General features: G+C 73.0%; 17 protein-coding genes, 1 tRNA gene, 1 pseudogene and 1 riboswitch. Of the genes and pseudogenes, 8 read left to right on the forward strand and 11 right to left on the reverse strand.

The window, feature by feature from the left end:
* Positions 1 to 467 precede the first annotated feature (467 nt).
* Positions 468 to 1,043, reverse strand: coding sequence for a MarR family winged helix-turn-helix transcriptional regulator (locus ABD371_RS34730; RefSeq protein ID WP_190126278.1), 576 nt, complete (start codon positions 1,041 to 1,043; stop codon positions 468 to 470).
* 133 nt (positions 1,044 to 1,176) lie between these two features.
* Here ABD371_RS34730 and ABD371_RS34735 point away from each other — a divergent pair, with 133 nt between their 5' ends.
* The gene (locus ABD371_RS34735) at positions 1,177 to 2,457 is read left to right on the forward strand and encodes an MFS transporter (RefSeq protein WP_344486419.1); all 1,281 of its coding nucleotides are present in this window, start codon (positions 1,177 to 1,179) and stop codon (positions 2,455 to 2,457) included.
* A 28-nt stretch (positions 2,458 to 2,485) separates the two neighbouring features.
* Here ABD371_RS34735 and ABD371_RS34740 read toward each other — a convergent pair whose 3' ends face one another.
* Both ABD371_RS34740 and ABD371_RS34745 read right to left on the reverse strand, forming a co-directional pair.
* On the reverse strand, positions 2,486 to 4,252 hold the full coding sequence (locus tag ABD371_RS34740) for an ATP-binding SpoIIE family protein phosphatase (protein WP_344486422.1): 1,767 nt from the start codon (positions 4,250 to 4,252) through the stop codon (positions 2,486 to 2,488).
* 169 nt (positions 4,253 to 4,421) lie between these two features.
* The gene (locus ABD371_RS34745; RefSeq protein WP_381735560.1) at positions 4,422 to 5,945 is read right to left on the reverse strand and encodes an NAD(P)/FAD-dependent oxidoreductase; all 1,524 of its coding nucleotides are present in this window, start codon (positions 5,943 to 5,945) and stop codon (positions 4,422 to 4,424) included.
* Between the two features lie 330 nt (positions 5,946 to 6,275).
* Between ABD371_RS34745 and ABD371_RS34750 the strand changes: the two genes are divergently transcribed.
* Positions 6,276 to 7,091, forward strand: coding sequence for a TetR/AcrR family transcriptional regulator (locus ABD371_RS34750; protein WP_344486425.1), 816 nt, complete (start codon positions 6,276 to 6,278; stop codon positions 7,089 to 7,091).
* 253 nt (positions 7,092 to 7,344) lie between these two features.
* Positions 7,345 to 9,429: a sigma-70 family RNA polymerase sigma factor gene (locus ABD371_RS34755; protein ID WP_344486428.1), complete on the forward strand. Its 2,085-nt coding sequence runs from the start codon at positions 7,345 to 7,347 to the stop codon at positions 9,427 to 9,429.
* Between the two features lie 37 nt (positions 9,430 to 9,466).
* Here the strand turns inward: ABD371_RS34755 and ABD371_RS34760 are convergent, their stop codons facing one another.
* Positions 9,467 to 11,593, reverse strand: coding sequence for an asparagine synthase-related protein (locus ABD371_RS34760; RefSeq protein WP_344486431.1), 2,127 nt, complete (start codon positions 11,591 to 11,593; stop codon positions 9,467 to 9,469).
* Between the two features lie 929 nt (positions 11,594 to 12,522).
* Between ABD371_RS34760 and ABD371_RS34765 the strand changes: the two genes are divergently transcribed.
* The 4 genes from ABD371_RS34765 (at position 12,523) to ABD371_RS34780 (ending at position 17,831) form a co-directional block, all read left to right on the forward strand.
* Positions 12,523 to 13,959 (forward strand): NsdA family TPR-like regulatory protein, encoded by a 1,437-nt coding sequence (locus ABD371_RS34765; protein ID WP_190126272.1) that lies wholly within the window; start codon positions 12,523 to 12,525, stop codon positions 13,957 to 13,959.
* A 164-nt stretch (positions 13,960 to 14,123) separates the two neighbouring features.
* The gene (gene lhgO / locus ABD371_RS34770; protein WP_381735557.1) at positions 14,124 to 15,362 is read left to right on the forward strand and encodes an L-2-hydroxyglutarate oxidase; all 1,239 of its coding nucleotides are present in this window, start codon (positions 14,124 to 14,126) and stop codon (positions 15,360 to 15,362) included.
* A 74-nt stretch (positions 15,363 to 15,436) separates the two neighbouring features.
* Entirely contained in the window at positions 15,437 to 16,261 is an 825-nt protein-coding gene (gene trmB, locus ABD371_RS34775; RefSeq protein WP_344486439.1) for a tRNA (guanosine(46)-N7)-methyltransferase TrmB, read from the forward strand.
* A 304-nt stretch (positions 16,262 to 16,565) separates the two neighbouring features.
* The gene (locus tag ABD371_RS34780; RefSeq protein ID WP_381735565.1) at positions 16,566 to 17,831 is read left to right on the forward strand and encodes a PrsW family intramembrane metalloprotease; all 1,266 of its coding nucleotides are present in this window, start codon (positions 16,566 to 16,568) and stop codon (positions 17,829 to 17,831) included.
* Positions 17,832 to 17,883: 52 nt separating this feature from the next.
* Here ABD371_RS34780 and ABD371_RS34785 read toward each other — a convergent pair whose 3' ends face one another.
* The 7 genes from ABD371_RS34785 to ABD371_RS34815 all read right to left on the reverse strand — a co-directional run bounded on the left by ABD371_RS34785 (position 17,884) and on the right by ABD371_RS34815 (position 23,903).
* A complete protein-coding gene (locus ABD371_RS34785) occupies positions 17,884 to 18,996 on the reverse strand; it encodes a M23 family metallopeptidase (RefSeq protein ID WP_344486442.1) in 1,113 nt (370 codons plus the stop codon).
* Between the two features lie 11 nt (positions 18,997 to 19,007).
* Positions 19,008 to 19,164, reverse strand: a riboswitch (cyclic di-AMP (ydaO/yuaA leader).
* Positions 19,165 to 19,407: 243 nt separating this feature from the next.
* Positions 19,408 to 20,493 carry a PP2C family protein-serine/threonine phosphatase gene (locus ABD371_RS34790; RefSeq protein WP_381735563.1) on the reverse strand — a complete coding sequence of 362 codons (1,086 nt, stop codon included), beginning with the start codon at positions 20,491 to 20,493 and terminating at the stop codon, positions 19,408 to 19,410.
* Positions 20,494 to 20,733: 240 nt separating this feature from the next.
* A tRNA-Met gene (locus ABD371_RS34795) sits at positions 20,734 to 20,807 on the reverse strand.
* A gap of 184 nt (positions 20,808 to 20,991) precedes the next feature.
* Positions 20,992 to 21,738, reverse strand: coding sequence for a MerR family transcriptional regulator (locus tag ABD371_RS34800; protein ID WP_344486448.1), 747 nt, complete (start codon positions 21,736 to 21,738; stop codon positions 20,992 to 20,994).
* Positions 21,739 to 21,772: 34 nt separating this feature from the next.
* Complete coding sequence (locus tag ABD371_RS34805) at positions 21,773 to 23,017, reverse strand: RNA polymerase sigma factor (protein WP_344486451.1); 1,245 nt, start codon at positions 23,015 to 23,017, stop codon at positions 21,773 to 21,775.
* A gap of 68 nt (positions 23,018 to 23,085) precedes the next feature.
* The gene (locus ABD371_RS34810) at positions 23,086 to 23,502 is read right to left on the reverse strand and encodes a YciI family protein (protein WP_344486454.1); all 417 of its coding nucleotides are present in this window, start codon (positions 23,500 to 23,502) and stop codon (positions 23,086 to 23,088) included.
* A 152-nt stretch (positions 23,503 to 23,654) separates the two neighbouring features.
* Entirely contained in the window at positions 23,655 to 23,903 is a 249-nt protein-coding gene (locus ABD371_RS34815; RefSeq protein ID WP_344486457.1) for a hypothetical protein, read from the reverse strand.
* Between the two features lie 196 nt (positions 23,904 to 24,099).
* Between ABD371_RS34815 and ABD371_RS34820 the strand changes: the two are divergent.
* A pseudogene (locus ABD371_RS34820) lies at positions 24,100 to 24,328 on the forward strand (HNH endonuclease); the annotation flags it as partial.

The following is a 24,328-nucleotide window of genomic DNA, read 5'->3' on the forward strand; positions in this document are numbered from 1 at the left end:
CTCCGGGCTTTCCCTTCGGTCTTGCGTTTCCAACTCTACCAGATCCTTTTCCCATTCCGTTTCCGGTTTGGATTTTCAGATCCAGCGGCCAGTTGGACCGGCCTTTTGCCTTTCGGCTGCTCCGACTCTATCAGATCCTTTCGGGCCTGACTCCCGGTCGAAATCGGGTTGTCTTTCCGGCTGTTAGGCCGTTCCGACGTTTCAAACTCTAGCGGATTTCCCGGGCGACTCATAATCGAGTCTGTCCATCGGATTTCGGCGTGCCGAAATCCATCCCGGCTGGGAGATCGTGCTGAGTTTGATTGCCGCAGACGCGGCGGGAGTGGCTGTCGCAGAACCGTTCCGGCCCCGTGACAACTCGGAGAACCTTACGGACCGGTGAAGTCCGTGTCAACTTCACCCGGCGGCCCCGGGAAAGGCCCTGGTCCAGGGCCTTTCTTAAGGGGATGAGGCCCTGGACCGGGCCGTCAGTCGAGGTCGCTGAGCCGGCCGCCCGCGTCGGGCTGGGCGTCCTCCACCCGGCGCAGTACGCGGATGAGGAGTTCGCCGAGGACCCCGCGCTCGTCGGCCGAGAGGTCCTGGAGCAGATCGCCCTCGAAGTCCGAGGCCATCCGCATCGCCTCGAGCCACTTCGTACGGCCCTCGTCCGTCAGCTCCACGATCACGCGGACCCGGTTGCTCTCGTCGCGGTCCCGGGTGACCAGGCCCTCGCCGGCCATGCGGTCGATCCGATGGGTCATCGCGGCCGGGGTGAGGCCCAGCCGCTTCGCCAGCTCGCCCGGGCCCATCCGATAGGGGGCTCCCGCGAGGACGAGGGTCTTGAGGACCTCCCACTCGGCGTTGGTGATGCCGAGGGTGGCGAGCTGGCGGCCGTAGCCGACGTTCATCCGGCGGTTGAGCCGGCCGAGGGCCGAGACCACCTTCTCGACCTGCGGATCGAGGTCTCCGTACTCGCGCTGGTACGCGGCGATCTGCTCGTCGAGGGACGGCTCCTGGATGGCCGGGCCCGTCACTGCTGGGCCCTCGGGGCTCGCGTTAGGCATACGGCGCAGTATCGCACGACACGCATTGGCATTGAAGTCCTTCGATGTGTACTGTTAAGGCTCTAACTTTACTGTTGAAGTCTTGAGGCTTCACTCCTTTCGATCTCTGAGGCAGGTGAGTGTGAGCAAGGTGATGGGTGCAGCGATGCGCCGGATCCAGGCAGGAAGCGCGCTGAGCGCGTTCGGACTCGGTTTCACGGTCCCGTATCTCTACGTCTATGTGGCGCAGGTACGGGATCTGGGCGCGACGACGGCCGGGGCCGTTCTCGCGGTCTTCGCCATGGCCGCACTCGTCGCTCTCCCCTTCACCGGGCGGGTCATCGACCGGCGCGGGCCGCTGCCCGTGCTGGTCGGGGCGGCGGTGCTCGCCTCGGCGGGCGCCGTCTCCATCGGTCTGGCCGAGGGTGTGCCGGCCGTGGTGGCCTCGGCCGCGCTGCTGGGTGCCGGAACGGCGGTGATGCAGCCGGCGCTGGCCACGATGCTGGTCTGGTGCACCGATGCCACGGGGCGTACCCGTGCCTTCGCCATGCAGTTCTTTCTGCAGAACCTGGGTCTCGGCCTCGGCGGGCTGATCGGCGGGCAGATCGTCGACAAGAGCCGGCCCGAGAGCTTCACCCTGCTCTTCGGCATCGAGGCCGTGATGTTCCTGGTGCTCGCCGGGATCGCGCTCACCGTCCGGCTGCCGCGTCCCGCCGCCCTTCAGCAGCCCCGGGCCGCGCGGGCCGGGGCCAAGGGCGGGATGCGGGTGCTGCTCGGGCACAAGGCGATGGTCCAGCTCTGTGTGCTCGGCTTCGTCCTCTTCTTCGCCTGTTACGGACAGTTCGAGTCGGGGTTGGCCGCTTATGGCACCGAGGCGGCCGGAATCGAGCCGTCCACGCTGGGTACGGCGCTGGCCGCCAACACCGCGGTGATCGTGCTCGCGCAGTTCGTGGTGCTGAAGTTCGTGGAGCGCCGCAAGCGCAGCCGGATGATCGCGGCGGTTGGCCTGATCTGGGCCGTCGCCTGGCTGCTGGCGGGGTACGCGGGGCTGGGGTCGAGCAGTCAGGCCATGGCGACGGCGGCCTTCATCTCCACGTACGCGCTCTTCGGGCTCGGTGAGGCGATGCTCGCGCCGACCGTCGCGCCGATGGTCGCCGATCTGGCGCCGGAGTCGATGGTCGGTCAGTACAACTCGGCCTTCGCCCTGGTGAAGCAGCTCGCGCTGGCGCTCGGCCCGGCCATCGGCGGTCCGATGGGGGCGGCGCTGCACGGCCCGTACATCGTGACGTTCGTGCTGTTCTCGCTCGGTATCACTGTGCTGGCGATCAGGCTAGGGCGGCAGCTCACCCCCGTACAGAATCAGCCGTATTTGGCGGTCAGCTCGCGGGTGGTGGCGCAGCACAGGCCGGCCGAGCAGGTGGAGGCCGCGGCCTGACCTGCCCGGCGGGGCGCATGGGCGGGCGCTAGGCCCTGTCCCGGGTGGGGAGGGCGAACTCGCACCAGACGGCTTTGCCGCCGCCGGGGGTACGGCGGCTGCCCCAGGACGAGGCGATCGTCGCGACGATGGAGATCCCGCGACCCGCCTCGTCCTCTGTTTCGGCGCGGCGGCGGCGTGGCAGGTGGTCGTCGCCGTCGGTGACTTCGATGATCAGGCGGCGGTCGGTGCGGCGGAGTCTGAGGCGCATGGGCGGGGTGCCGTGCTGGAGGGAGTTGGCGACGAGTTCGCTGGTGGCCAGCACGCCCAGGTCGTGGAGTTCGGGGGAGAACCGCCAGGAGGCCATGACTCCGGAGGCGAAGGCGCGGGCGCGCGGCGCGGCCTCGGTGCCGCCGAGGAGGTCGAGCGCCGCGTTGTGGAAGAGCTCGGCGGAGGGGCCGGTGCGGGAGGGGTGCTGGACGACGAGGACGGCGACGTCGTCGTCGTGGTCGGCGGTGACTCCCTGGGAGCGGATGAGCCGGTCGCAGACGACCTGCGGGGTGCCGTCGGCTCCGGAGAGGGCGCGCTCCAGGGAGGCGACGCCTTCGTCGATGTCCTCGCCCCGGCGTTCGACGAGTCCGTCTGTATAGAGGACGGCGCTGGAGCCGGGCGGCAGGGCGATGGAGCCGGAGCTGTGGAGCCAGCCGCCGGTGCCGAGCGGCGGGCCGGTCGGGTCGGCGGCGCGGCGGACGGTGCCGTCCTCGTCGCGGACGAGGATGGGGAGGTGTCCGGCCGAGGCGTAGACGAGGCGGCCCTCGTTGGGGTCGTGGACGGCGTAGACGCAGGTGGCGATCTGGCTGGCGTCGATCTCGGCGGCCAGTCCGTCGAGGAGCTGGAGCACCTCGTGGGGCGGGAGGTCGAGCCGGGCGTAGGCGCGGACGGCGGTGCGGAGCTGGCCCATGACGGCGGCGGCGCGCACGCCCCGGCCCATGACGTCGCCGATGACCAGGGCGGTGCGGCCGGCTCCGAGGGTGATCACGTCGTACCAGTCGCCGCCGACCGCGGCGTCCTCGCTGCCGGGCTGGTAGGTGGCGGCGATGCGCAGGTCGTCGGGTTGTTCGAGTTCCTGGGGGAGCAGGGAGCGCTGGAGGGTGACGGCCATCTCGCGCTGGCGGCGCTCGCTGGCGCGCAGCCGGTCGGCGGATTCGGCGTGGCCGGTGACGTCGGTGGCGAAGACCAGGACTCCGCCGCCCGCTCCGGGGATCTCCATGGGCAGGCAGGTGGCGGTGTACGAGCCTCCCGCGGCGACTTTGCGGGACTTCACGGTGCGTGAGGTGCCGCCGCGCAGGACCTGGTCCATGAGCGGGGGCAGGCCCAGCTCGGCCAGTTCGGGGCAGGTGTCGGCGGCGCGGCTGCCGATCGGGCGGGGGCCGAAGGCGGTGGTGTAGGCGTCGTTGACGTAGGCGATGCGGTGTTCGGCGCCGTAGGCGACGGCGACCAGGGCGGGGAGGCGGCCGAGGATCTCGGCGATCGGGAAGTCCTCGACAGGGGGTGCGGCGGGGAGCCGGCCGGAGGGCCGCTCGCCGCCCGGACGGGGGCCTTCGTGGCCGGTGTCGGCGCGGGCCGGGCCGGCCGGGTCCGCTTCGGCGGTGTCGCCGCGGGCCGCCGGGACCGATCCCTCTCCCCGGCCCTCCCGGCCGCCGTCTTCCCGGCGGTCCGGTCGGGGAGGCGCGGTGGAGATCCCGCGGTCGGCCCTTCGCGCCGCGGCGCGGCGCTGCGTACCGGGGAGCCTTGCGCTCCAACGCGTGAAGTTCACTGACTTTCTAGCCTCAATGGTTGTCGCCAAGGGTCACAAGGGTCACTCTGTGCAAATGTGAGCCCACCTATGGTCACACGACCAGTGTGACCGAGCGTACTGACAGTCGGTGTCGGCCGGGGGTCCGTCAGGCCCTTCCTGGGTTGCCGTCGGGCCCTGTGCCGGGTGGTCAGCCGCCGGTCGGACGGCTGTCGTCCGGGCCCGGTTCCGGTGTGTCCGGCGGTGGGGGCTTCGGCGTGTCCGACGGTCCGGACCGTGGTGGGTCCGGGGGCGGCGGGGTGCCCGGTGGCGGTGTGGTGTGCCGGGGGCCGCCGGTGGCCGCGCTCTCGAATTCGGCGCGCGGGTGTTCCAGCGAGCCGAGAGAGACGATCTCCCGTTTGAAGAGTCCGGCGAGGGTCCACTCTGCCAGGACGCGTGCCTTCCGGTTGAGGGTGGGCATCCTGCTGAGGTGGTAGACGCGGTGCATCAGCCAGGCGGGGTAGCCCTTGAGCTTGCGTCCGTAGACATGGGCGACGCCCCGGTGCAGGCCCAGGGAGGCCACCGAGCCGACGTACGCGTGGGCGTACTCCTGGAGCGGCCGGCCGTGCAGTGAGGCGGCGACGTTGGCGGCGAGGACTTTGGCCTGGCGTACGGCGTGCTGGGCGTTGGGGGCGCACTCCGCGCCCGGGGTGTCGGACGTGATGTCCGGGACGGCGGCGGCGTCCCCGGCGGCCCAGACGTGTTCGGTCCCGACGACGGTGAGGTGGGCGGTGCAGCGGATTCTGCCGCGGTCGGTGCGGGGGAGGTCCGTGGCGGCGAGGACCGGGGCGGGTTTGACCCCCGCGGTCCAGACGACGGTCCTGGTGGGGAAGCGGCTGCCGTCGCTGAGCACGGCGATCCGGCCTTCGCAGGACTCCAGCCGGGTGGTGAGGCGTACGTCGATGTTGCGGGAGCGCAGTTCCCGGATGGCGTACTTGCCCATCTCCTCGCCGACCTCGGGGAGGATCCGGTCGCTGGCCTCCACGAGGATCCATTTCAGGTCCGCCGGCTTGATGTTGTGGTAGTAGCGGGCGGTGTAGCGGGCCATGTCCTGGAGCTCGGCGAGTGCCTCGACGCCCGCGTAGCCGCCGCCGACGAAGACGAAGGTGAGGGCGGCGTCGCGGATCGCGGGATCGCGGGTGGAGGAGGCGATGTCCATCTGTTCGATGACGTGATTGCGCAGTCCGATGGCTTCTTCGACGGTCTTGAAGCCGATGGCGTACTCGGCAAGGCCCGGAATGGGGAGGGTGCGGGAGACGGAACCCGGCGCAATGATGAGTTCGTCGTACGCCAATTCGATTGCGCCCGTCCCCTCATCCGCGGTGGCGAGAGTGGTCACCGTCGCCGTGCGCTTGGCGTGGTCGACGGAGGTGGCCTCGCCGATGAGGATTTTGCACCTGCCGAGAACGCGCCGGAGCGGGACCACCACATGCGCCGGGGAGATGGATCCGGCGGCGGCCTCGGGGAGGAAGGGCTGGTACGTCATATAGGGGTCGGGCGTGACGACCAGGATCTCCGTCTCACCGCTGCCCAGCTCCCGTCTCAGCCCGCGCTGGAGGTGGAGCGCCGAATACATCCCGACATAGCCGCCACCGAGGACGAGAATCCGCGTGCCGGCGGTGCGCGCGGTCGGTGGGGTGCCGGGGGTCTGGCCCCGGGAGTCTGCTGCCTTCACCTTCCCATGACGCAACGGTCCCAGGCGTTTGTCCACAGCCCCGGCAAATTGTGTGACCGGAGGCTTTGTGCCGCCGTGCGCCGGGGTACCTCCGGCGGAAAGGGAAGGTGCGCAGGTCAGGGGTTACGTGAAGGAGGGCTCCGGGGGGCGTAAACGGGAGCCTTCCGGTCCTTGCTCCGATCGGGGGGCGCTCCGTGCGGAACTACCCCCTTCTGAATTGACCCCCGCTCAACTATGTTCGTACTTCGTCGGGGTGCTTGGTCAAGGCGCGCCCGGCGGACCAGGCGGGGGAGGTCTCCGGGGGGAGACTCAGTGACCGGGGGAACACGTATGACCATTCAGGATTCACATTGGCAGGCTGCCGTTCCGACGACTGCGGACACCCAGGTGCAGGGCGGTCATCAGGGCGGCGAGGGGCCGGGCGCGGGCGGCCGGGCGGGATCGGGCGTCGCCGGCCGTTCGGCGCCGCTGAGGGTGGACGCCCAGCGCAATCTGGAGCATGTGCTGCGGGCCGCCCGTGAGGTGTTCGGCGAGCTGGGTTACGGCGCGCCGATGGAGGATGTGGCGCGCCGCGCCAGGGTCGGCGTCGGGACGGTGTACCGCCGTTTCCCGAGCAAGGACGTGCTGGTGCGCCGAATAGCCGAGGAGGAGACCTCCCGGCTGACGGAGCAGGCGCGTACGGCTCTGGGGCAGGAGGAGGAGCCGTGGTCGGCGCTGGCCCGGTTCCTGCGGACCTCGGTGGCCTCGGGCGCGGGCCGGCTGCTGCCGCCGCAGGTGCTGCGGGTGGGCGTCGAGCCGGACGAGGCTCCGGGGACGTCGGCGGCGCGGGAGGAGACCCGGGTTCCGCATCAGCGGTCGAGCGCGCCCCTGGGGGGTGGGCAGCCGGAGCTGCGGGTCGTCGGGCAGCGTCAGGTGGCGGGCGACGATCAGGACGACGCGGGCGCCGGGGTGCTGCTGGAGGTCGTCGGGCAGTTGGTCGACCGGGCGCGGGCGGCGGGTGAGCTGCGGGGCGATGTGACCGTGGCCGATGTGCTGCTGGTGATAGCGACGGCGGCGCCCTCGCTGCCGGACGCGGCGCAGCAGGCCGCCGCGTCGGCCCGGCTGCTGGAGATTCTGCTCGAGGGGTTGCGTCCGCGAGGGCTGTGACCGGCTTCCGGCCGGGTGCGGCCCCGCCGGGCCGCACTCGTCGCCGGGGCCCTCGGCCGATGGCCTTCCGCCGGATAAATGGCTGAATTTTCCTCCGGGAAACTCTGGATCGGGCGCGGATTCGGTCAGTTCTCCCCGGATGAGTGGTTGACACGGCTGGGGGGTCGGAGCGCAGTTGCCGTGTGGCACGCTTGCCCGGTGTTCGGGTCTGAGGTGCTGACGGCGGCTTCCGCGATGAATGAGGGCTTCCGCGATGAGCGGTGACGGGCGGGACGCACAGGACGAATCGGTCGGTGGCCCCGGCGGTCCGGACGGCCCGAACGACACCGGCACCGGGTCCGGGTCCGGCGGGGCATCCGCGCGGCAGGTGCCGGAGCAGGGCGGTGTCGGCGTTCCCGGGCGGGGGGCCGCCGGTCGTACCGTGCCCGGCCAGGGCACGGACGGCACCCGCGCGGACGACTCTTCGGCGTTCGGCGCCGCCGCTCCCGGCTCGGGGTCCGTTCCGAGGGACGCCTCCGTGCCGCCGCAGCGCGAGGGCGGGGGCGCGAGGTTCGACTCGCTGCTGCCGCCGCCGCGTGAGCTGCCGCAGTCCGACGCCGAGCTGATCCAGCGGATGCGGGGCGGTGACGACAGCGCCTACGCGGAGCTGTTCCGGCGGCACTCCGACGCGGTGCGCCGCTATGCGCACACCTGCTGCCGGGACGCGCACACCGCCGACGATCTGACGGCCGAGGTCTTCGCGCGGACGCTCCAGGCGGTGCGCGGCGGCGCGGGGCCCGAGCACGCGGTGCGGGCGTATCTGCTCACCACGGTCCGACGGGTGGCCGCGACCTGGACGAAGACCGCCAAGCGGGAGCAGCTGGTCGACGATTTCGCGGTGTTCGCCGCCGATGCCGCCCGTGGCACGGACGCCACGGGGGACAAGACGCTCGATCTGGGCGCGGACGTCCGGGCGATGCACGAGGCCGAACAGTCCCTGGCGCTGAGGGCGTTCCGGTCGCTGCCGGAGCGCTGGCAGGCGGTGCTCTGGCACACGACCGTGGAGGAGGAGTCGCCCAGCGAGATCGCGCCGCTCTTCGGGCTGACCGCCAATGCCACGGCGGTGCTGGCCGGCCGGGCGCGCGAGGGGCTGAAACAGGCCTATCTCCAGGCGCATGTGAGTTCCGCGCTGACTTCCGGCGGGGACTGCGCCCGGTATGCCGACCGGCTGGGGGCCCATGCGCGCGGCGGGCTGCGGATGCGGGCCGAGCTGGGGCTGCGCAAGCATCTGGAGGAGTGTGCCAAGTGCCGGCTGGCGGCGGGTGAGCTGGCTCATGTGAACTCGGGGATCCCGGCGCTGCTGCCGGTCGCGGTCATCGGCTGGTTCGCCGCCGGGTATTCGGTCAAGGCCGGGATCGTCGCCGGGGGCGCGGCCGGGGCGGCGGGAGCGGGAGCCGCCGCGGCCGCCACCGGCGGCGGCTCGGCGGGGGCGGTCGGCGGGGCCGCCGCGTCCGAGGGGCTGGGGGCTCCGGCCAAGGCCGGCATCGCCGCGCTGCTGGCGGTCGCCGCGACGGCCGGTCTGGTGTGGGCGCTGTCCAACGACAAGCGTGCCCCGGAGCCGGTGGCCAAGCCGCCCGCCGTGCGGTCCGTCGCTCCGGTGGATCCGCCGCCCTCCCCCAGGTCCGTGCCGCCCAGGCCCGAGCCGCCGGCGCCGAGGCCGAGCCCCAGGCCCGTGACCTCCGCGCCCGCCCCGGCGAAGCCGGTGCCCGCCACTCCGGTGCCCACCCCGTCCACGCCCGCGCCCGCGCCGCCCGCGCCGAAGCCGAGCCCGACTCCGGCCACGCCCACCCCGAGCCCCAGCCCGACGCCGCCGGGGCCGAGCCCCACTCCCTCGCCGTCCGCGTCGCCCAAGCCGCAGCCGAAGCCGAAGGTCTACCAGGTCAACCGTTTGCGGTACAACGTCTTCGGCGACCACACCGGGCCCGAGGTGCGGCTCGCCGAGAGCAGCTGGCTCTGGCAGCGGACGGGGCTGCTGATCGGCGGCGAGCGGTACGCGCACGGGGTGACCGTGCACGCCTCCTCGTCCGTCGCGATCGACCTCAACCGGACGTGCTCCGGCTATGACGCCGTGGTCGGGGTGGACGATCTGACGATGGGGCTGGGGTCCGTGCGGTTCTCGGTGTACGGGGACGGCGAGCGGCTGTGGAAGTCGCCGGTGCTCCGGGGCGGCCAGGCCGGAGTGCCGGTGCATGTAGCGATCGGGGGCCACGAGACGATCCGGCTGGTGGTGGAGCCCCAGACGCCGTTCGACGCGGTCGCGCTCGCGGGGTGGGCGAACTCCCGGATCAGCTGCGTCTGACCCGGTGCGGCGTCCCGAAGTCATCGGGCCTCGGGCCTCAGGGCCTCAGCGAGGGGCGCGGGGGGACTCCGGTGGGGACGGCGCGCCGGCGGGGAGCGGCCGTGCCGGTCCAGCAGGTGCCCCGGCGGGAGAGCAGGCGGCGGAGCCAGAGTTCGGTGGAGACGAGGTCGGCGAGGCCGTCGAGCGGGAGCGGCTCGCCCTCGGAGGCCGCGCGGAGGGCCTTGCGGACCACCCGGGCCTCGATCAGCCCCGCGTCCGCCAGGAGAGGCGCGTCGAAGAGGGCGATCAGCTGGGGCAGTGCGGCGCGCAGGCCCTTGCGGGCGGCCACGGCCGAGGTGTTGTGGGTGGACGCGCCCCAGCCGGGGGGCAGTTGGTGGACGCCCGCGCCCGCGAGGACGGTGCGGAGGATCTCCGCGCGCGCTCCGGGGCGTACCCGGAGGGACTCGGGCAGGGCGCGGCAGGCGCGTACGACCTGGTTGTCCAGGAAGGGCGCGTGGAGGCGCTGGCTGCGGACCTCCGCGGCCTGTTCCAGGATGCGCTGGTCGAAGGCGTGCCGGGCGAGCGCGGCGCGGGCCCTGGCCTCTCCGGGGCGCTGCACCAGGACCGGCCGGGTCGCCGCTTCCGTGAGGCGGGCCGAGACCTCGGCGAGCGCCTCGCCGGTGAGCCAGCGCGCCGCCGGGCCCGGCCGGGACCAGGCCAGGGCGGCCAGGGAGGCGCCCAGTGGGCCGTCGTCGTGGGAGGGCTCGGTGCGGCCGGCTTCGAGGAGCCGGCCGGCCGCGCTCTCCAGGCCGGTGCGGTACGGCGTACGGGCCAGCCGCCGGGCGGCCCGGTAGACGGTGAGCGGGATGAACAGGGAGTGCGCGGAGGGCCCTTCGGCTCGGGTCAACGCGGCGGCGGGCCGCAGCAGATGGCGGCGCTGCCGGTCGAGGAGGAGGTCGGCGAGGCGCGCCGGGTGGGCGTCGAGGACCTGTCGCGCGCCCGCGCCGGTGAAGTGGTCGGCGCTGCCGGAGGCCAGCCTGGACCGGTGGCGCTCGGCGAGGACGAGGGAGGGCGCGGGTTCGTCGGTGAGCGGGCCGTTGCCCAGTCCCGCGTACGGCAGGCCCTCCTCCCCCGCCGCGACGACGACATGGTGCAGACGCGGGTCGGCCGCGAGGGCGCGGGCCCGTTCGAGTTCGGCCTCGCGGGCTTCGTCGGTGAGGTCGTTGTAGGTGACGGCGAGGAGGCGTGTCCCCGCGCCGGTGCCGTGGCCGAGTACGGTGCCGGGCCGGCCCGGCAGTCCGGCCGCGAGGAGTGCGAGCGTCCCGGAGGCGCTGCCTCCGGAGAGGTCCGCGCCGATGCCGGGGGCGGGCGCGCCGCGCTGGGCGCGCCGGTCGGCGGGGCCCATTCCGGGGACCGGGCCCGGGTCCTGGGGGAGGGTCTCGGGGGCGTGGCGGGGGGCGTCGAGCCGGGCCCGTACCGCCTCGATCAGGGCTTCCCGTACGCCGTCCACCGCGTGTTCGGCCTCGATCCGGGGGCCGGCGACGGCGAGGGAGGCGACCTGCTCGTAGCCGGTGATCTCGCGGGAGCCCTCGCGGAGGATCAGCGCGTGGCCGGGCGGGACGCGTCTGACGCCTTCGTAGGGGGTGGAGTCGCGCAGCGCCTCCGGGGTCTCGGGGCAGGCGAGGAGGGCGGCGAGGTGTCCGATGTCGAGCTGGGCCTCGATGAGGTCGGCGAGGGGGAGGGCGGCGGTGGCGTACGCGGTGCCGTTCGCCCAGGGGGTGTGGAAGACGGGGCGGGCCCCGGCGAGGTCGCCGACGACGGTGATCCGCCGGCCGGACTGGACGACGGCGGTGTAGCTGCCGGGCCACGCGGTCAGATGGCGCAGTGCCCCGCCGCGCGCGGAGAGCAGTCCGGCGCGCAGTTCGTCGTCGCTCGCGGCGCAGCAGCCGAGGACGGCCATCCGGGTGGTGTGGTGGGTGCTCGCGGCGGGTCCGGGCGGCGGGTCGAGGCTGACGACGCGTACCTCGTCGGGACGCCAGTCGCCGACCGCCCAGAGCGGGTCGGGGTCGCCCCAGAGCGGCTGTGAGCCGACGGGTTGCAGGGTGCGGCCCTCGTCGGGCGCGCCCACGGACCCGGCCGAGCCGAAGCGGGCGGCGACACTGCTCCATCCCACCAACCATCGCATCGCCGCCTCCACAGGCTGTGGACAAACCCTGCCCGGCGGGCCGGGCCGTCGAGGTGCACGCTACGCCCGGCGGGCGGTCGCGCCGCGGCCGGGCGCACGGGACAAGCGTCACACTCGGCCGGCCGGGGCGGGCGGAGGCTCCGCGGGTGCCGGGGGCGTGGACCGGCCCCCGGTGCCGGGGCCGCACCCGCCCGTTCGGGAACATGCTGCCACGAAGGAAGCGCGCGGAGAGGTGCCCGGGTAGCACGAGCAAAAAGCGAACGGGCCGCACGGGCGGCTGATTTGATGATGGTCCGCCGCGAAGTGGAATGATCGCGTGGATCTCATTGGGAACAAATCGCGCAACGGCGACGGTTGAGATCCGGCCAATCTCCGGCCGCGGCCGGGCAGCACAGAACCTACCGAACCACCCATCGGGCGGGGCCCCGGGCGACACCCGCGAAAGGGCGCGCAGCAGCCCGGGAGGCGCGGTCCGCCTCCCGGACCGGTCCGCCGCCCGCGGGGATTGAAGACGGCGGTGTCCCCCAGCCCACTGGTTCCAGTACGCAGTGGGCCGACCCACGCAGCACTCATGGAAGTCCCTCCCCGGCACTCCGGACAGAGCGCACGGACAGGCGCACGGCCACACGGCCGGGGCTCAGCCAGGGCGCGCCCCGGACGGCCGCGCCGGGCCGTCCGGGAGGGCCTTCCCGCAGCGCACAACAATCCCGCCATACGGAACTCCGCCCCTTAACGGTCGGGATGCGGCGAACTACGCTGGGTTTACTGATGTTCTGAACCTACGGGCATATTCCGCGACGCCCGGCCGGCCGCTTGTGCGACCCGGACCGCGCCGGGGCTGCCGGAGACCGCCCGCAGGGGAGGACTCAGTACGAATGCCGCGCTCCGGACAGCGACGCGGCGGCCGTCTGCGTGTCGAGGGGTGGGCCATGTCCAGGGAGCAACGCGGGCCGAACGAAAAGCTCGGCACCGTTCTCGCCCTCGCGGGAATCAGCAACGCCGGGCTCGCCCGGCGGGTCAACGACCTCGGGGCGCAGCGCGGCCTGACGCTCCGTTACGACAAGACCTCCGTGGCCCGGTGGGTGTCGAAGGGGATGGTCCCCCAGGGTGCCGCCCCGCATCTCATCGCCGCCGCGATCGGCGCGAAGCTCGGCCGGCCCGTACCGCTGCACGAGATCGGGCTCGCGGACGCCGATCCGGCCCCCGAGGTCGGGCTCGCCTTCCCGCGCGACGTGGGCGCGGCGGTGAAGTCGGCCACCGAGCTGTACCGCCTGGATCTGGCGGGCAGACGGGCCGGGAGCGGCGGGATCTGGCAGTCCCTCGCCGGTTCCTTCGCGGTGAGCGCGTACGCCACCCCCGCCTCCCGCTGGCTGATAACGCCCGCCGACTCCTCGGTCGAGCGGATGCCGGACCTCCCCCCCGGGGAGAGCGCCCCCGAGGACGCGCCCACCCGGGTGGGTCACAGCGATGTGGCCAAGCTGCGGGAGGCCGCCGAGGACGCCCGCCGCTGGGACTCCAAGTACGGCGGCGGGGACTGGCGTTCCTCGATGGTGCCCGAGTGCCTGCGGGTGGACGCCGCGCCGCTGCTGCTGTCCTCGTACTCCGACGAGGTGGGCCGCGCGCTCTTCGGGGCGACCGCCGAGCTGACCCGGCTGGCCGGGTGGATGGCCTTCGACACCGGCCAGCAGGAGGCCGCCCAGCGGTACTACATCCAGGCGCTGCGCCTCGCCCGCGCGGCGGCCGACGTCCCGCTCGGGGGCTATGTGCTGGCGTCGATGTCGCTCCAGTCGATCTACCGGGGCTTCGCGGACGAGGGCGTCGACCTCGCCCAGGCCGCGCTCGAACGCAACCGGGGCCTCGCCACCGCCCGCACGATGAGCTTCTTCCGGCTGGTCGAGGCACGGGCGCACGCGAAGGCGAACGACGCGGTGGCCGCCGGCGCGGCGCTGAAGGCCGCCGAGGCCTGGCTGGAGCGCTCCCGGGACGGCGACAGCGACCCCACCTGGCTGGGTTTCTACTCGTACGACCGGTTCTGCGCGGACGCGGCCGAGTGCTACCGCGATCTGAAGGCCCCCCGGCAGGTGCGGCGCTTCACCGAGCAGGCGCTGTCGCGGCCCACCGAGGAGTTCGTCCGCTCGCACGGGCTGCGGCTGGTGGTCAGCGCCGTCGCCGAGCTGGAGTCGGGCAATCTGGACGCGGCCTGCGCGGCGGGCACCCGGGCGGTGGAGGTCGCCGGGCGGATCTCCTCGGCGCGGACCACGGAGTACGTACGGGATCTGCTGCACCGGCTGGAGCCGTACGGGCACGAGCCGAGGGTCGCGGAGCTGCGGGAGCGGGCGCGGCCACTGCTGATGGCCCCGGCGTAGCGGGCGGGACCGTACCGGCCCCGGGACCCGGTGGCCCGGTGGCTCCGGCTCCGGGCTCCGGCTCCGGGCTCCGGCTCCGGCTCCGGCTCCGGCTCCGGCGGCGGTTCCCCGGCTTGAGCGCGGCCCGTCCGGGGCATTGTCAGTGGGCCGGTGCAGTATCGGGGGTGGGAGGTGACGCGGTGACGGTGTCCAGAGGCGGCTACGACGGCGCGTTCGACTGCGATGTGCTGGTGATCGGCGGCGGGATCGTCGGTCTGTCGACGGCGCACGCCCTCACCCACGCGGCCCCCGGCACCAAGGTGATCGTGCTGGAGAAGGAGCGGGCCACCGCCCGCCACCAGACCGGGCGGAACAGCGGAGTGATCCACAGCGGGATCTACTACCGCCCCGGATCGCTGAAGGCCCGGTTCGCGGTGAGCGGCTCCGCCGAGCTGGTCAAATTCTGCGCCGAGTACGGCGTCCCCCACCGGATCTCCGGAAAGCTGATCGTCGCCACCCGCCGGGAGGAGCTCCCCCGGCTGCACGCCCTGGTCCAGCGCGGCCGGGAGAACGGCATCCCGGTGCGGGAGCTGGGCCCCTCCCAGATCCGGGAGTACGAACCCGAGGTCAGAGGCCTGGCCGCGATCCAGGTCGGCACCACGGGAGTGTGCGACTTCGGCGCGGTGGCCGCCCGACTGGCGGAGGTCTGCGACAGCCTCGGCACCGAGATCCGCTGCGGCGAGGAGGTCGTCGCGGTGGACCGCCGCCCCTGGGGCGTCGCGGTGCGCACCGCCGCCGGGACGGTCCTCAGATCCAGGACGCTGGTCAACTGCGCGGGGCTGCACTGCGACCGGGTGGCGAGGCTGGCCGGTGATGACCCCGGCATGCGGATCGTCCCCTTCCGGGGCGAGTTCCATGAGCTGGCCCGGCCCTCGCGGGTGCGGGGCCTGGTGTATCCGGTGCCCGATCCGGCGTTCCCCTTCCTCGGCGTCCATCTGACCCGGGGCATCGACGGCACCGTGCACGTCGGCCCCAATGCCGTGCCCGCCCTGGCCCTGGAGGGCTACCACCGCCGGGAGATACGCCCCCGGGAGCTCGCGGAGACGCTGGCCTGGCCCGGCACCCGGCGGATGGCCCGCCGCCACTGGCGGTACGGAGTGGGCGAGCTGCACCGCTCGCTGTCCAAGCGGGCCTTCACGGCCGCCGTGCGCCGACTGCTCCCCTCGGTCACCGAGTCCGATCTGCGTCCCGCGCCCGCCGGAGTGCGGGCCCAGGCGGTGCTGCGCGACGGCACCCTCGCCGATGACTTCCTGATCAAGGAGTCCGCGCGGACCGTCCATGTGCTGAATGCCCCCTCACCTGCGGCGACGGCCTCTCTCCCGATCGGGAGAGAGGTGGCGAGACGGGCCCTGGCGCTGCTGTGAGCCTGCTCTCGCCCGCCCCCGCGGGCCCTTCGGCAGTCCCGGCGCCCCGCCCGCGCCCGTAGAATCGAGGCACTGTGTCCGAGCTTCGAAACCACGCCCCCGCGCCCGCCGCCGCCCCCGTCCGCGACCGAAGCGAGTCCCGCTTCCCCGGAGGGCCCGTCGCCGATCCCGCCGGCTCGCACCACGAGCGGCGCATCCGCAGCTTCCAGCCCCGGCGCAGCCGGGTGACGACCGGGCAGGGCGACGCCCTGACCCGGCTGTGGCCCCGCTGGGGCTTCGAGATCGACGGGAAGAGCGTCCTCGACCTCGAAGAGATCTTCGACGGGCTGCCCGTCGTGCTGGAGATCGGCTTCGGCATGGGCGAGGCCACCGCGCAAATGGGCGAGGCCGACCCCGGCACCGGGATCCTCGCGGTCGACGTCCACACCCCCGGCCAGGGCAATCTGCTCGGTCTCGCCGAGCGGAACGGCCTGTCCAACATCCGGGTCGCCAATGGCGACGCGATCATCCTGCTGCGCGAGATGCTCGCCCCCGCCGCGCTGGACGGTATGCGCGTCTACTTCCCCGACCCCTGGCCCAAGAAGCGGCATCACAAGCGGCGGCTGATCCAGCCCGAGTTCCTCACCCTCGCGGCGAAGTCGCTCAAGCCGGGCGGCGTGCTGCACTGCGCGACCGACTGGGAGCCGTACGCGGAGCAGATGCTGGAGGTGCTCTCCGCCCATCCGGACTTCGAGAACACCCAGGAGGACGGCGGTTACGCGCCGCGCCCCGACTTCCGTCCGCTGACCCGTTTCGAGGGACAGGGCCTGGACAAGGGCCACCTCGTCCACGATCTGCTGTTCCGCCGGACGGCGACGACGGCGGCGGCAGCCCAGGGCCCGGCACCGCAGACCGGCTGACCGGCTGACCGGCTGACCAGCTGACCAGGACGTACCTCTCGCGCCCCTGTTTCCCCTGGGACGTGTGGGGTACGAGAGGTGAGCGCCCGCCGTGATCACGGAATGGGCGTCGTCAGTTGTCGGTGCTCGCCTTTAGGGTCGTGGGGTGTCCGAGCCGTCAGCACAGCCCTCACAGCCCTGTCCGCCCGCGCATGCGCCGCCCGCCCATTCGCCGCCCCGGCCGGCCCATGCCCCGGCGGCGGCCCCGGCCGTCCCCGGGCAGGCCGGTTCGGGACCCGCCGTCCCGGCCTGTGGCCAGGAGCCGCTGTTCGACGCCGTGCCCGAGCGGGCCCGCTGGCGCTACAAGCCGCGCGCCGCCCGGATCTGGCAGAGCAAGGCGGTCAGGGCGGGCCTCCCGATCATCGTGCTCGCTCTCTGCGCGCTGGTCATCCTCGCCCTCGTACGGGAGGAGACCGGCCCGGAGGGCTTCCTCGTCGGGCTCGGGCTGGCCACGCTCCCCGTGCCGCTGCTCGTCGCCGCCTTCCGCTGGCTGGACCGGGTCGAGCCGGGCCCCTGGCGGAATCTGATCTTCGCCTTCGCCTGGGGCGCGTTCGCCGCCGCCCTGGTGGCGATCCTGGCGAACTCCTTCGCGGTGCGCTGGATAGCGACCGCCACCGCCGACCCCAACAGCGCGGAGGGCCTCGGCGCGACGGTCATCGCACCGGTGGTGGAGGAGTCCGCGAAAGCGGTGGCGATCCTGCTGATCTTCATCTTCCGCCGCCGGCACTTCACCGGGATCGTCGACGGTGTGGTGGTGGCCGGTCTCACCGCGACCGGCTTCGCCTTCACCGAGAACATCCTCTATCTCGGCACCGCCTTCGGCGAGGACCAGGAGCTGGGCCACTCCGGGCTGGAGTCGGTGACGGCCGCGACGTTCTTCGTCCGGATCGTCATGTCGCCGTTCGCCCACCCGCTCTTCACCATGCTGACCGGCATCGGCTTCGGCATCGCCGCGCTGGCCCCGCGCCATCGGCGGTTCCGCCGGTGGGCGCTGCCGCTGCTCGGCCTCGTACTGTCGATGGGCATGCACGCGCTGTGGAACGGCTCGGCCTCGTACTGGGGCCCGTGGGGCTTCTACGCGGTGTACGGGATGTTCATGGTCCCCACGTTCGCGCTGCTGACCTGGCTGACCGTCTGGACCCGGCAGCGGGAGCTGCGGACGATAGCGGCCGAGCTGCCCGCCTACGCGGCGGCCGGCTGGCTCTCGCCCGCCGAGCCGCAGGCGCTCTCCTCGATGAAGGCGCGCGCCTCGGCCCGTGACATGGCCCGCCGGACACTGGGGGCCGCCGCCGCGCACACGGTCTCCGAGTACCAGCGGTTCGCGACCTCGCTGGCCTTTCTGCGGCACCGGGCGGGCCGGGGAGCCGCCGACCCCGACTTCGTCGCCCGTGAGCAGGAGCTGCTGCACCACATGTGGCAGCGGAAGGAGGTGGCGGCCCCGGCGCTGACGTACGCGGCGAGGGCGACGGGCCGGGTGTGGGTCCCGCCGCCCCACCGTGACTACGAGGGCTACAACCCGTACCGGCGCTGAGCGGTCAAAGCGTGAGCCGGACGGTGAATCGGGCCGTGGCTCGGGCCGTGGGTCAGACCGTGAGGCCCTTGCCCCGCAGCCAGGCCATCGGGTCGATGCCCGAGCCGCCCGAGGTCTTGATCTCCAGGTGCAGATGCGGGGCGGAGGAGTTGCCGGTGGAGCCGACCCGGCCGATGGTCTCGCCGGGGGCCACCTTCTGGCCGGCGCTCACGGTCATCGAGGACAGGTGCGCGTACCAGGCCTCCGTGCCGTCGGAGAGCTGGAGCACGATCAGATAGCCGTACGCCGCCCCGGACCAGCCGGCGGACTTGACGGTGGCACCGCCCACGGCCTTGACCGGGGTCCCGGCCGGAGCGGCGAAGTCGAGGCCGGTGTGCTGGCCGGAGGACCACATCGGGCCGGACTGACCGTAGGTGGCGGTGATCCGGTACGAGGAGGTCGGCAGGGAGAAGCTCCCGGTGAGCTTGGCGACGCGCTCGGCCTCGGCCTTCTCCGCCGCCTTCGCGGCGGCGGCGTCGGCGGCCTTCTTCTCCTCGGCCTTCTTCGCAGCGGCCTCGGCCTCGGCCTTCTTCTTCGCCTTCTCCTCGGCTTCCTTCTCGGCTTCCCTCTCCGCCTTCTCGGCGGCCTTGGCCGCCTTCTCCGCCGCGGCCTTCTCGGCGGCGGCCGTGGCAGCGGCCTCGGCTCCCGCCTGCTGCTCCTCGGCCTGCTCCAGGATCCGGGAGCGCAGCGCCTCGGCGGCGGTGGTCCGGGAAGCGCCGACCTCCTCGCCGATGCCGCCCATCGTCTCGTACGAGGCGGTGTCCGCGGTGTCGGCGGTGTCCGGCTCGGCCGCGTCGTCGGACATGAAAGACCCGACGCCGGGAAGGTCTTCGACGTCGGGCAGGGAGTCGACGAGCGCGTCGGGGAGGGATATCGAGACGGCCGGCTTGTTCTGCGCGGTGGCGATGCCGCCCGCGCCGACGGCCGCAATCACGCCGACGCCGAGCACGGTGGAGCTGCGGGCGAATCCGCCGCGCTGCTTCATCACACGATGACGGTGCCGGCCGCGCACCGGACGGACGGTCTCGGCGGTGGGGTTCCACTCACCGACGGACGGTGCGGCTCCGCCCTCGCTGAAGACACCGGTCCTGAAAGGCGATTCCGGGGCAGGGGTGTTGGACGCCACTGAGGCGCACTCCTTTCCTTCCTTCTCGCCTACCGGGTTAGCTGACGGGTTCGGAGCAGGAAGGTCTCCTACGGGCCTCGCACACCGCGCACCGCACGGCGAGCCAAGCCCGATTCACCCCAATTGGTGGTTCCCCGGTTCCCTTGCGGAATTCGGCGCTCGCGCGCGGCGCCGTCCTGACGACGGCTGGGACGACCGCGCTGCGTTATCGAACGTTAATAGACACGCGGACCGGATTCCAAGTTGTTCCCAGTGATCTTTAATTACTTTGCCATGAACTTACCCGGACACATGCGGGCGGATTCGGGCGACTTGAGCCACCGTCGGAAACCTTCGCGAAACTGACAGTGTATCAATTGTTATCAGAGGGCTGCGTTTCGGCTACGCACAGTGCAGACCTTTATGTCACCTTCACGGCCAGAGCACGCCCGGACCGGCCCCCGCCGGAGGCGGACGCTCCGGTGCCCGGACCACCGCGAGCAGGGCCATGTCGTCCGTCGACCCCCCGCCGGTGTGCCGCCGTACGTCGTCGAGCAGCTCGTCCAGCAGCTCCCCCGGGCCGGGGAAGATCCGCCCGCGCAGCCGCAGCACCGGGTCGTAGAACTCGCCCCGCGCGTTCCGCGCCTCGGAGAGCCCGTCGGTGTAGAGCAGCAGTGTGGCCCCCGGCGGCAGCGGGTACTCCTCGGCCCGGTCCGGCCGTACCCCCAGCTCGCCCATGGAGAGCGGCAGCGCGTACTCGGCGGGCTCCAGGGAGACCAGCCCGCCGTCCGCGTACAGCAGCAGCGGCGCGGGGTGGCCCCGGTTCACCAGCCGCAGGACGCCGCCGCCGCGCGGGATCTCGGCGAGCACGGCGGTGGTGAAGGCCTCGGCGGCGTCCAGGGTCTCCCGCCGGTGGGACTCCCGGGTCAGCGCCCGCTCCAGCCGCCCGGTCACCCCCTCCAGCGAACTCTCCTGCTCGGCGGCCTCCCGGAAGGCGCCGATGGCGACCGCCACCGCCTCCACCGCGCCCAGCCCCTTGCCCCGTACGTCGCCGACCACCAGCCGTACGCCGTGCGGGGTGTCCTGTACGGCGAAGAGATCGCCGCCGATGAACGCGTCCGCGAGCGCCGCCTCGTAGCGCGCGGCGATCCTCAGGCCGCCGATCTCCTCGGCGGGGGTGGGCAGCACGGCCCGCTGGGCGGTCTCGGCGATCACCCGGGCGGAGGCCAGCCGCTCGCTGCCGCGCCGGATGACCCGGTTGATGAGCAGGGCCAGACCGGAGACGGTGATCACGGTGGCCAGCTCGGTGTAGGCCATCGGCTCGGCCAGCATGCTCTTGTAGAAGTGGAGCCCGATCACCGCGGCGGTCGCCGCGATCCCGGTCCACAGGGTGGTGAGCCAGGAGAAGAACGGGGCCGCGATCAGCGGGGCGGCGGCGAACATCGGCGCGGCCGTGTACCGGGGCGGGGTGAGCAGATCGAAGATCACCCCGCCCGCGATCATCAGCGCGGGCAGCATCCGGACGAAGCGGCGGGCGACGCCGCTGGGCTGCTCCTCCTGCTGCGCCAAGGGGGCTCTCCCGACCGGTGCGTCGCCGAGACGGCTGCGGGCACGGTTGCCCCGCACCCTCAGGCTCGCCGTAAGCGGGCATCGGTGCGAGCCGCCGCCGTCCAACCGGGCGAACAAAGCGGCACCCACAAAAGAAAACGACCGTGGCCCGGAACTTCTTCTCAGAAGTTCCGGGCCACGGTCTTTCAGTAGCGGGGACAGGATTTGAACCTGCGACCTCTGGGTTATGAGCCCAGCGAGCTACCGAGCTGCTCCACCCCGCGTCGGTAAACACAACTCTACGCCATCCGGAGCGCGGTCCTCTCCACTTTCCCCCGGGGCCCGGGGAGCGCCCCCGGGCCCCGGGCCCTCCGGCGGGTAAAAACTCGCCGCTTACTGCCCTTTTCGCCCGCTTTCACCGGCCCGTGGAAGCTTGGAGAGGCCGGAAAACCCGGGCTTCCCGACCCCTCAATCGGTCAGATTCCGCTCGCCGAACACCCTCATCGCCTCGCGGACGAAGGCCGCCGTGCCCGCCCCGTGCCGGTCATAGTGGGCGGCGAACCGCTCATCTGTGACGTACATCTCCCCGAGTCCGATGAAATGGCTCTTCGAGGGAGCGCTCACCACCGAGAGCCAGCGGTACTGCCGGCCGGCGATCTCCTGCACCTCGTCGCCGTCGGCGGCCAGCCCGGCCGCCAGCGCGCGGGCGAAGTCCTCCGCCACGGCGGTCTGCTCCCGCTGGTGCTCCCGCCGCTCCGCCTCGCCGAGCGAGCCCCACCACCGGTCGCCGCGCCGGTACGCCTCCCGCCCCCAGCGCTCGGTCACCTCCTTCTCGTACTTCGTGTGATCGAAGCCGTCGAGCACTTCCTCGGCCATCAGCTCTTCCCCTCGCTCGGTCTTGTGGAGAGTGGTCCGCACCGAGGCGATCTGCCGCCCGATGCGCTCGCGCTCCTGTTCGAGAAGGCCCAGATGGGCCCGGAGCGCCGCCGCGGTGTCCCGCTGACCCCGCAGCGCCTCGGCGATCGCGGGCAGACCCAGGCCCAGTTCGCGGAGCAGCAGAATCCGCTGCAACCGGACCAGGGCCTCCGGCCCGTAGTAGCGGTAGCCATTGCGTCCCACCCGGCTGGGTTCGAGAAGCCCCAGCTCGCCGTAGTGCCGCAGGGTTCGGCTCGTCGTCCCGGCACGCCGGGCGATCTCCTGGATCGACCACTCCATGACTGAGACGCTAAATCTTGACGTTACGTAAAGGTCAACCCGGATTCCGGGGAAGAATCCGGGCGGCCCGGCTCCGGAGGTACTCCGCCTCCGGCACGCTCAGCGTCCGCCCGGCGGCCAGCAGATACGCGGCCCTCGCCCCCTCCCCGTCCCCCGCCCGCTCCAGCAGATGGGCCCGCACGGCGTCCAGCCGGTGGTACCCGGCGAGCCGGTCCGCCAGCGCGTCAGCCTCCGCGAGACCCGCCTCCGGCCCGTGCACCATGGCCACCGCCACGGCCCGGCCGAGCGCCGCCGCCGGCTCGGGGGTGCGGCGTACGAGCAGGTCGTACAGGGCAAGGATCTGCGGCCAGTCGGTGGAGTCGGCGTCCGCCGCCTCGTCGTGCAGCGCCGCGATCGCGGCCTGGAGCTGGTACGGCCCGGCGGGGCCCTGCCGCAGCGCCTCCTCGACCAGCGCCGAGCCCTCGGCCACGGCCCGCCGGTCCCAGCGGCTCCGGTCCTGCTCGTCCAGCGGGATCAGCTCGCCGTGCTCACCGGTGCGCGCCGCACCGCGCGCCTCGGTGAGCAGCATCAGCGCGAGAAGCCCGGTGACGGCCCCCTCCGCCGGCAGCAGCCTGCGCACCCGGCGGGTCAGCCGGATCGCCTCCCCCGCCAGATCGGCGCGGTGCAGCTCGGTGCCGGACGTGGCCGTGTACCCCTCGTTGAAGATCAGGTACAGCACCTGGAGCACGGCCGCGAGCCGCTGGTCCCGGTCCTCGGGCAGCGGCTCACGGAACGGGATGCTCCGGAGCTTCCGCTTGGCCCGTGCGACGCGCTGCGCCATCGTCGCCTCCGGCACCAGATGCGCGCGGGCGATCTCGGCGGTGGTCAGCCCGCCGACGGCGCGCAGCGTCAGGGCGACCTGGGCGGCCGGGCCGAGTTCGGGGTGACAGCAGAGGAAGAGCAGGGTGAGGGTGTCGTCCTCGGAGGGGGCCCGGCTCTCGCCGGGCGGCGGGGCGGTGAAGGCGTCGCGCGGGGCGAGGGCGGCGGCGGTCTCCTCCCGGCGGCGGCGCGCCTCGTCGGCGCGGAGCAGATCGGTGAGGCGGCGGGAGGCGACCTTGATCAGCCAGCCGCGCGGATTGTCGGGGACGCCCTGGGCGGGCCACTGGCCGGCGGCGGCGAGCAGGGCCTCCTGCACGGAGTCCTCGGCGAGGTCGAAGTGTCCGTATCTGCGTACCAGTGCGCCGAGGACCTGCGGCGCGTGCGTGCGCAGCAGGTCCTCGGTCTCGTTCATGGGGCTCATCCGGCCGTGGGTATCACATGTGCCGGTGCCGGGTGCCGGGGCGGAACCCGGCACGGCGGCCCGCGCCGCTACGAGGGCTTGCCGTCGCTCTCGTCGATGGGCCGGATGACGACGGGGTAGACGGGGGCCCCGGCGGGCTGGGGACACCGCGCGACCCGGGCCGCGATCTCGGTGACCCGCTCCAGGCTCTCGCAGTCCAGCACCCAGTACCCGGCGAGGACCTCCTTGGTCTCCCCGTAGGGCCCGTCCGTGATCACCGGCCGTCCGTCGGGGCCCGGCGTGACCGTGCGCGTGCGAGCGGGTTCGGTGAGCCCCTGCGAGTCGACCAGCTCCCCCGACTCGGCGAGATCGTCGCTGACGGCGCCCATGAACTCGAACATCGCCCGAAGTTCCCGCTCGCTCCACGCCGGGCTGTGCGCGGAGCCCTTGCCCGCCATGGCCTCGTAGTCGACCTGGGCACCCTGGACCATCACCAGATACTTCATGACGCGCTCCCTCGCTGTGGTGGCCGCCCCGTGCGGGCGGCTCTCACAGGGGACGTCGGAGCCGTCGCGCCGTTCTCGACACGATGACGGCACTCTTCGGGAAAAATTCTCCGCCAGGGCCGTCAGGACCGCCAAGTGTGCCCGTCGGGCGGCTACTGAACCGCGCCGACCAGCCCGGTGACCGGGTCGGTCAGGGCCGCGAGCTGGTTGGGCACCTCCAGCAGCGCGTTCAGCTGGTGCAGCTGGTTGATGCCGCCGGTGACCTGGTCGATCGGGCTGGGCTGAGCCGCGCCCGCCGGGGGAACAGGGGCGGCGGGGGCCGCGGAGGCCCCGGAGACGGAGAGGACGGAGGCCCCGGCGGCGAGTGCGACGGCGGCGATGACGCGCTGTGTCTTGGTCATGCCCGGACAACGGTCTGAGCGGTCGGGGGTCACGGCCCCGGGCCCGGGATGACCCACAAGGAGCGCGACCGGGCGAGACGCGCGGGAGGCACGGCGGGTGCGGGCACAGGCGTACGGGTGAACCCATGCGCCCACCTGGCGCAGCCGTTCGGCGCGTCACTCCACTTACGGGTGATATGCCCGTATTCCGGTTTTCGTGATCAAGAACCTGAGGCGCGCCGCCATGGCCGCCGCATTCGCCCTGCTCCCTCTCATTCTCACCACGCCCTCCCAGGCGGCCCCCGCCGCTCCCGCCGCCCCCCTCGTTCCCCTCGCGGCGGAGACCCTCTCCCTCGCCGCCGCCGTCAGCCGGCTTCCCGTCACCACCGAGGACCGCACCGGCTACAACCGCGACTCCTTCCGCCACTGGAACGCCGGCCTCAACC

This window comes from Streptomyces amakusaensis (assembly GCF_039532665.1).
Taxonomy (GTDB): Bacteria; Actinomycetota; Actinomycetes; order Streptomycetales; family Streptomycetaceae; genus Streptomyces; species Streptomyces amakusaensis.

Coding starts and splice junctions, on each gene's coding strand:
- ABD371_RS34815 (WP_344486457.1), bottom strand. CDS start 23,903: ATGACCAAGACACAGCGCGTCATCGCCGCCGTCGCACTCGCCGCCGGG.
- ABD371_RS34735 (WP_344486419.1), top strand. CDS start 1,177: ATGGGTGCAGCGATGCGCCGGATCCAGGCAGGAAGCGCGCTGAGCGCG.
- ABD371_RS34760 (WP_344486431.1), bottom strand. CDS start 11,593: ATGCGATGGTTGGTGGGATGGAGCAGTGTCGCCGCCCGCTTCGGCTCG.
- ABD371_RS34765 (WP_190126272.1), top strand. CDS start 12,523: ATGTCCAGGGAGCAACGCGGGCCGAACGAAAAGCTCGGCACCGTTCTC.
- ABD371_RS34750 (WP_344486425.1), top strand. CDS start 6,276: ATGACCATTCAGGATTCACATTGGCAGGCTGCCGTTCCGACGACTGCG.
- ABD371_RS34805 (WP_344486451.1), bottom strand. CDS start 23,017: ATGAGCCCCATGAACGAGACCGAGGACCTGCTGCGCACGCACGCGCCG.
- ABD371_RS34810 (WP_344486454.1), bottom strand. CDS start 23,502: ATGAAGTATCTGGTGATGGTCCAGGGTGCCCAGGTCGACTACGAGGCC.
- ABD371_RS34800 (WP_344486448.1), bottom strand. CDS start 21,738: ATGGAGTGGTCGATCCAGGAGATCGCCCGGCGTGCCGGGACGACGAGC.
- ABD371_RS34790 (WP_381735563.1), bottom strand. CDS start 20,493: ATGCTGCCCGCGCTGATGATCGCGGGCGGGGTGATCTTCGATCTGCTC.
- ABD371_RS34730 (WP_190126278.1), bottom strand. CDS start 1,043: ATGCCTAACGCGAGCCCCGAGGGCCCAGCAGTGACGGGCCCGGCCATC.
- ABD371_RS34755 (WP_344486428.1), top strand. CDS start 7,345: ATGAGCGGTGACGGGCGGGACGCACAGGACGAATCGGTCGGTGGCCCC.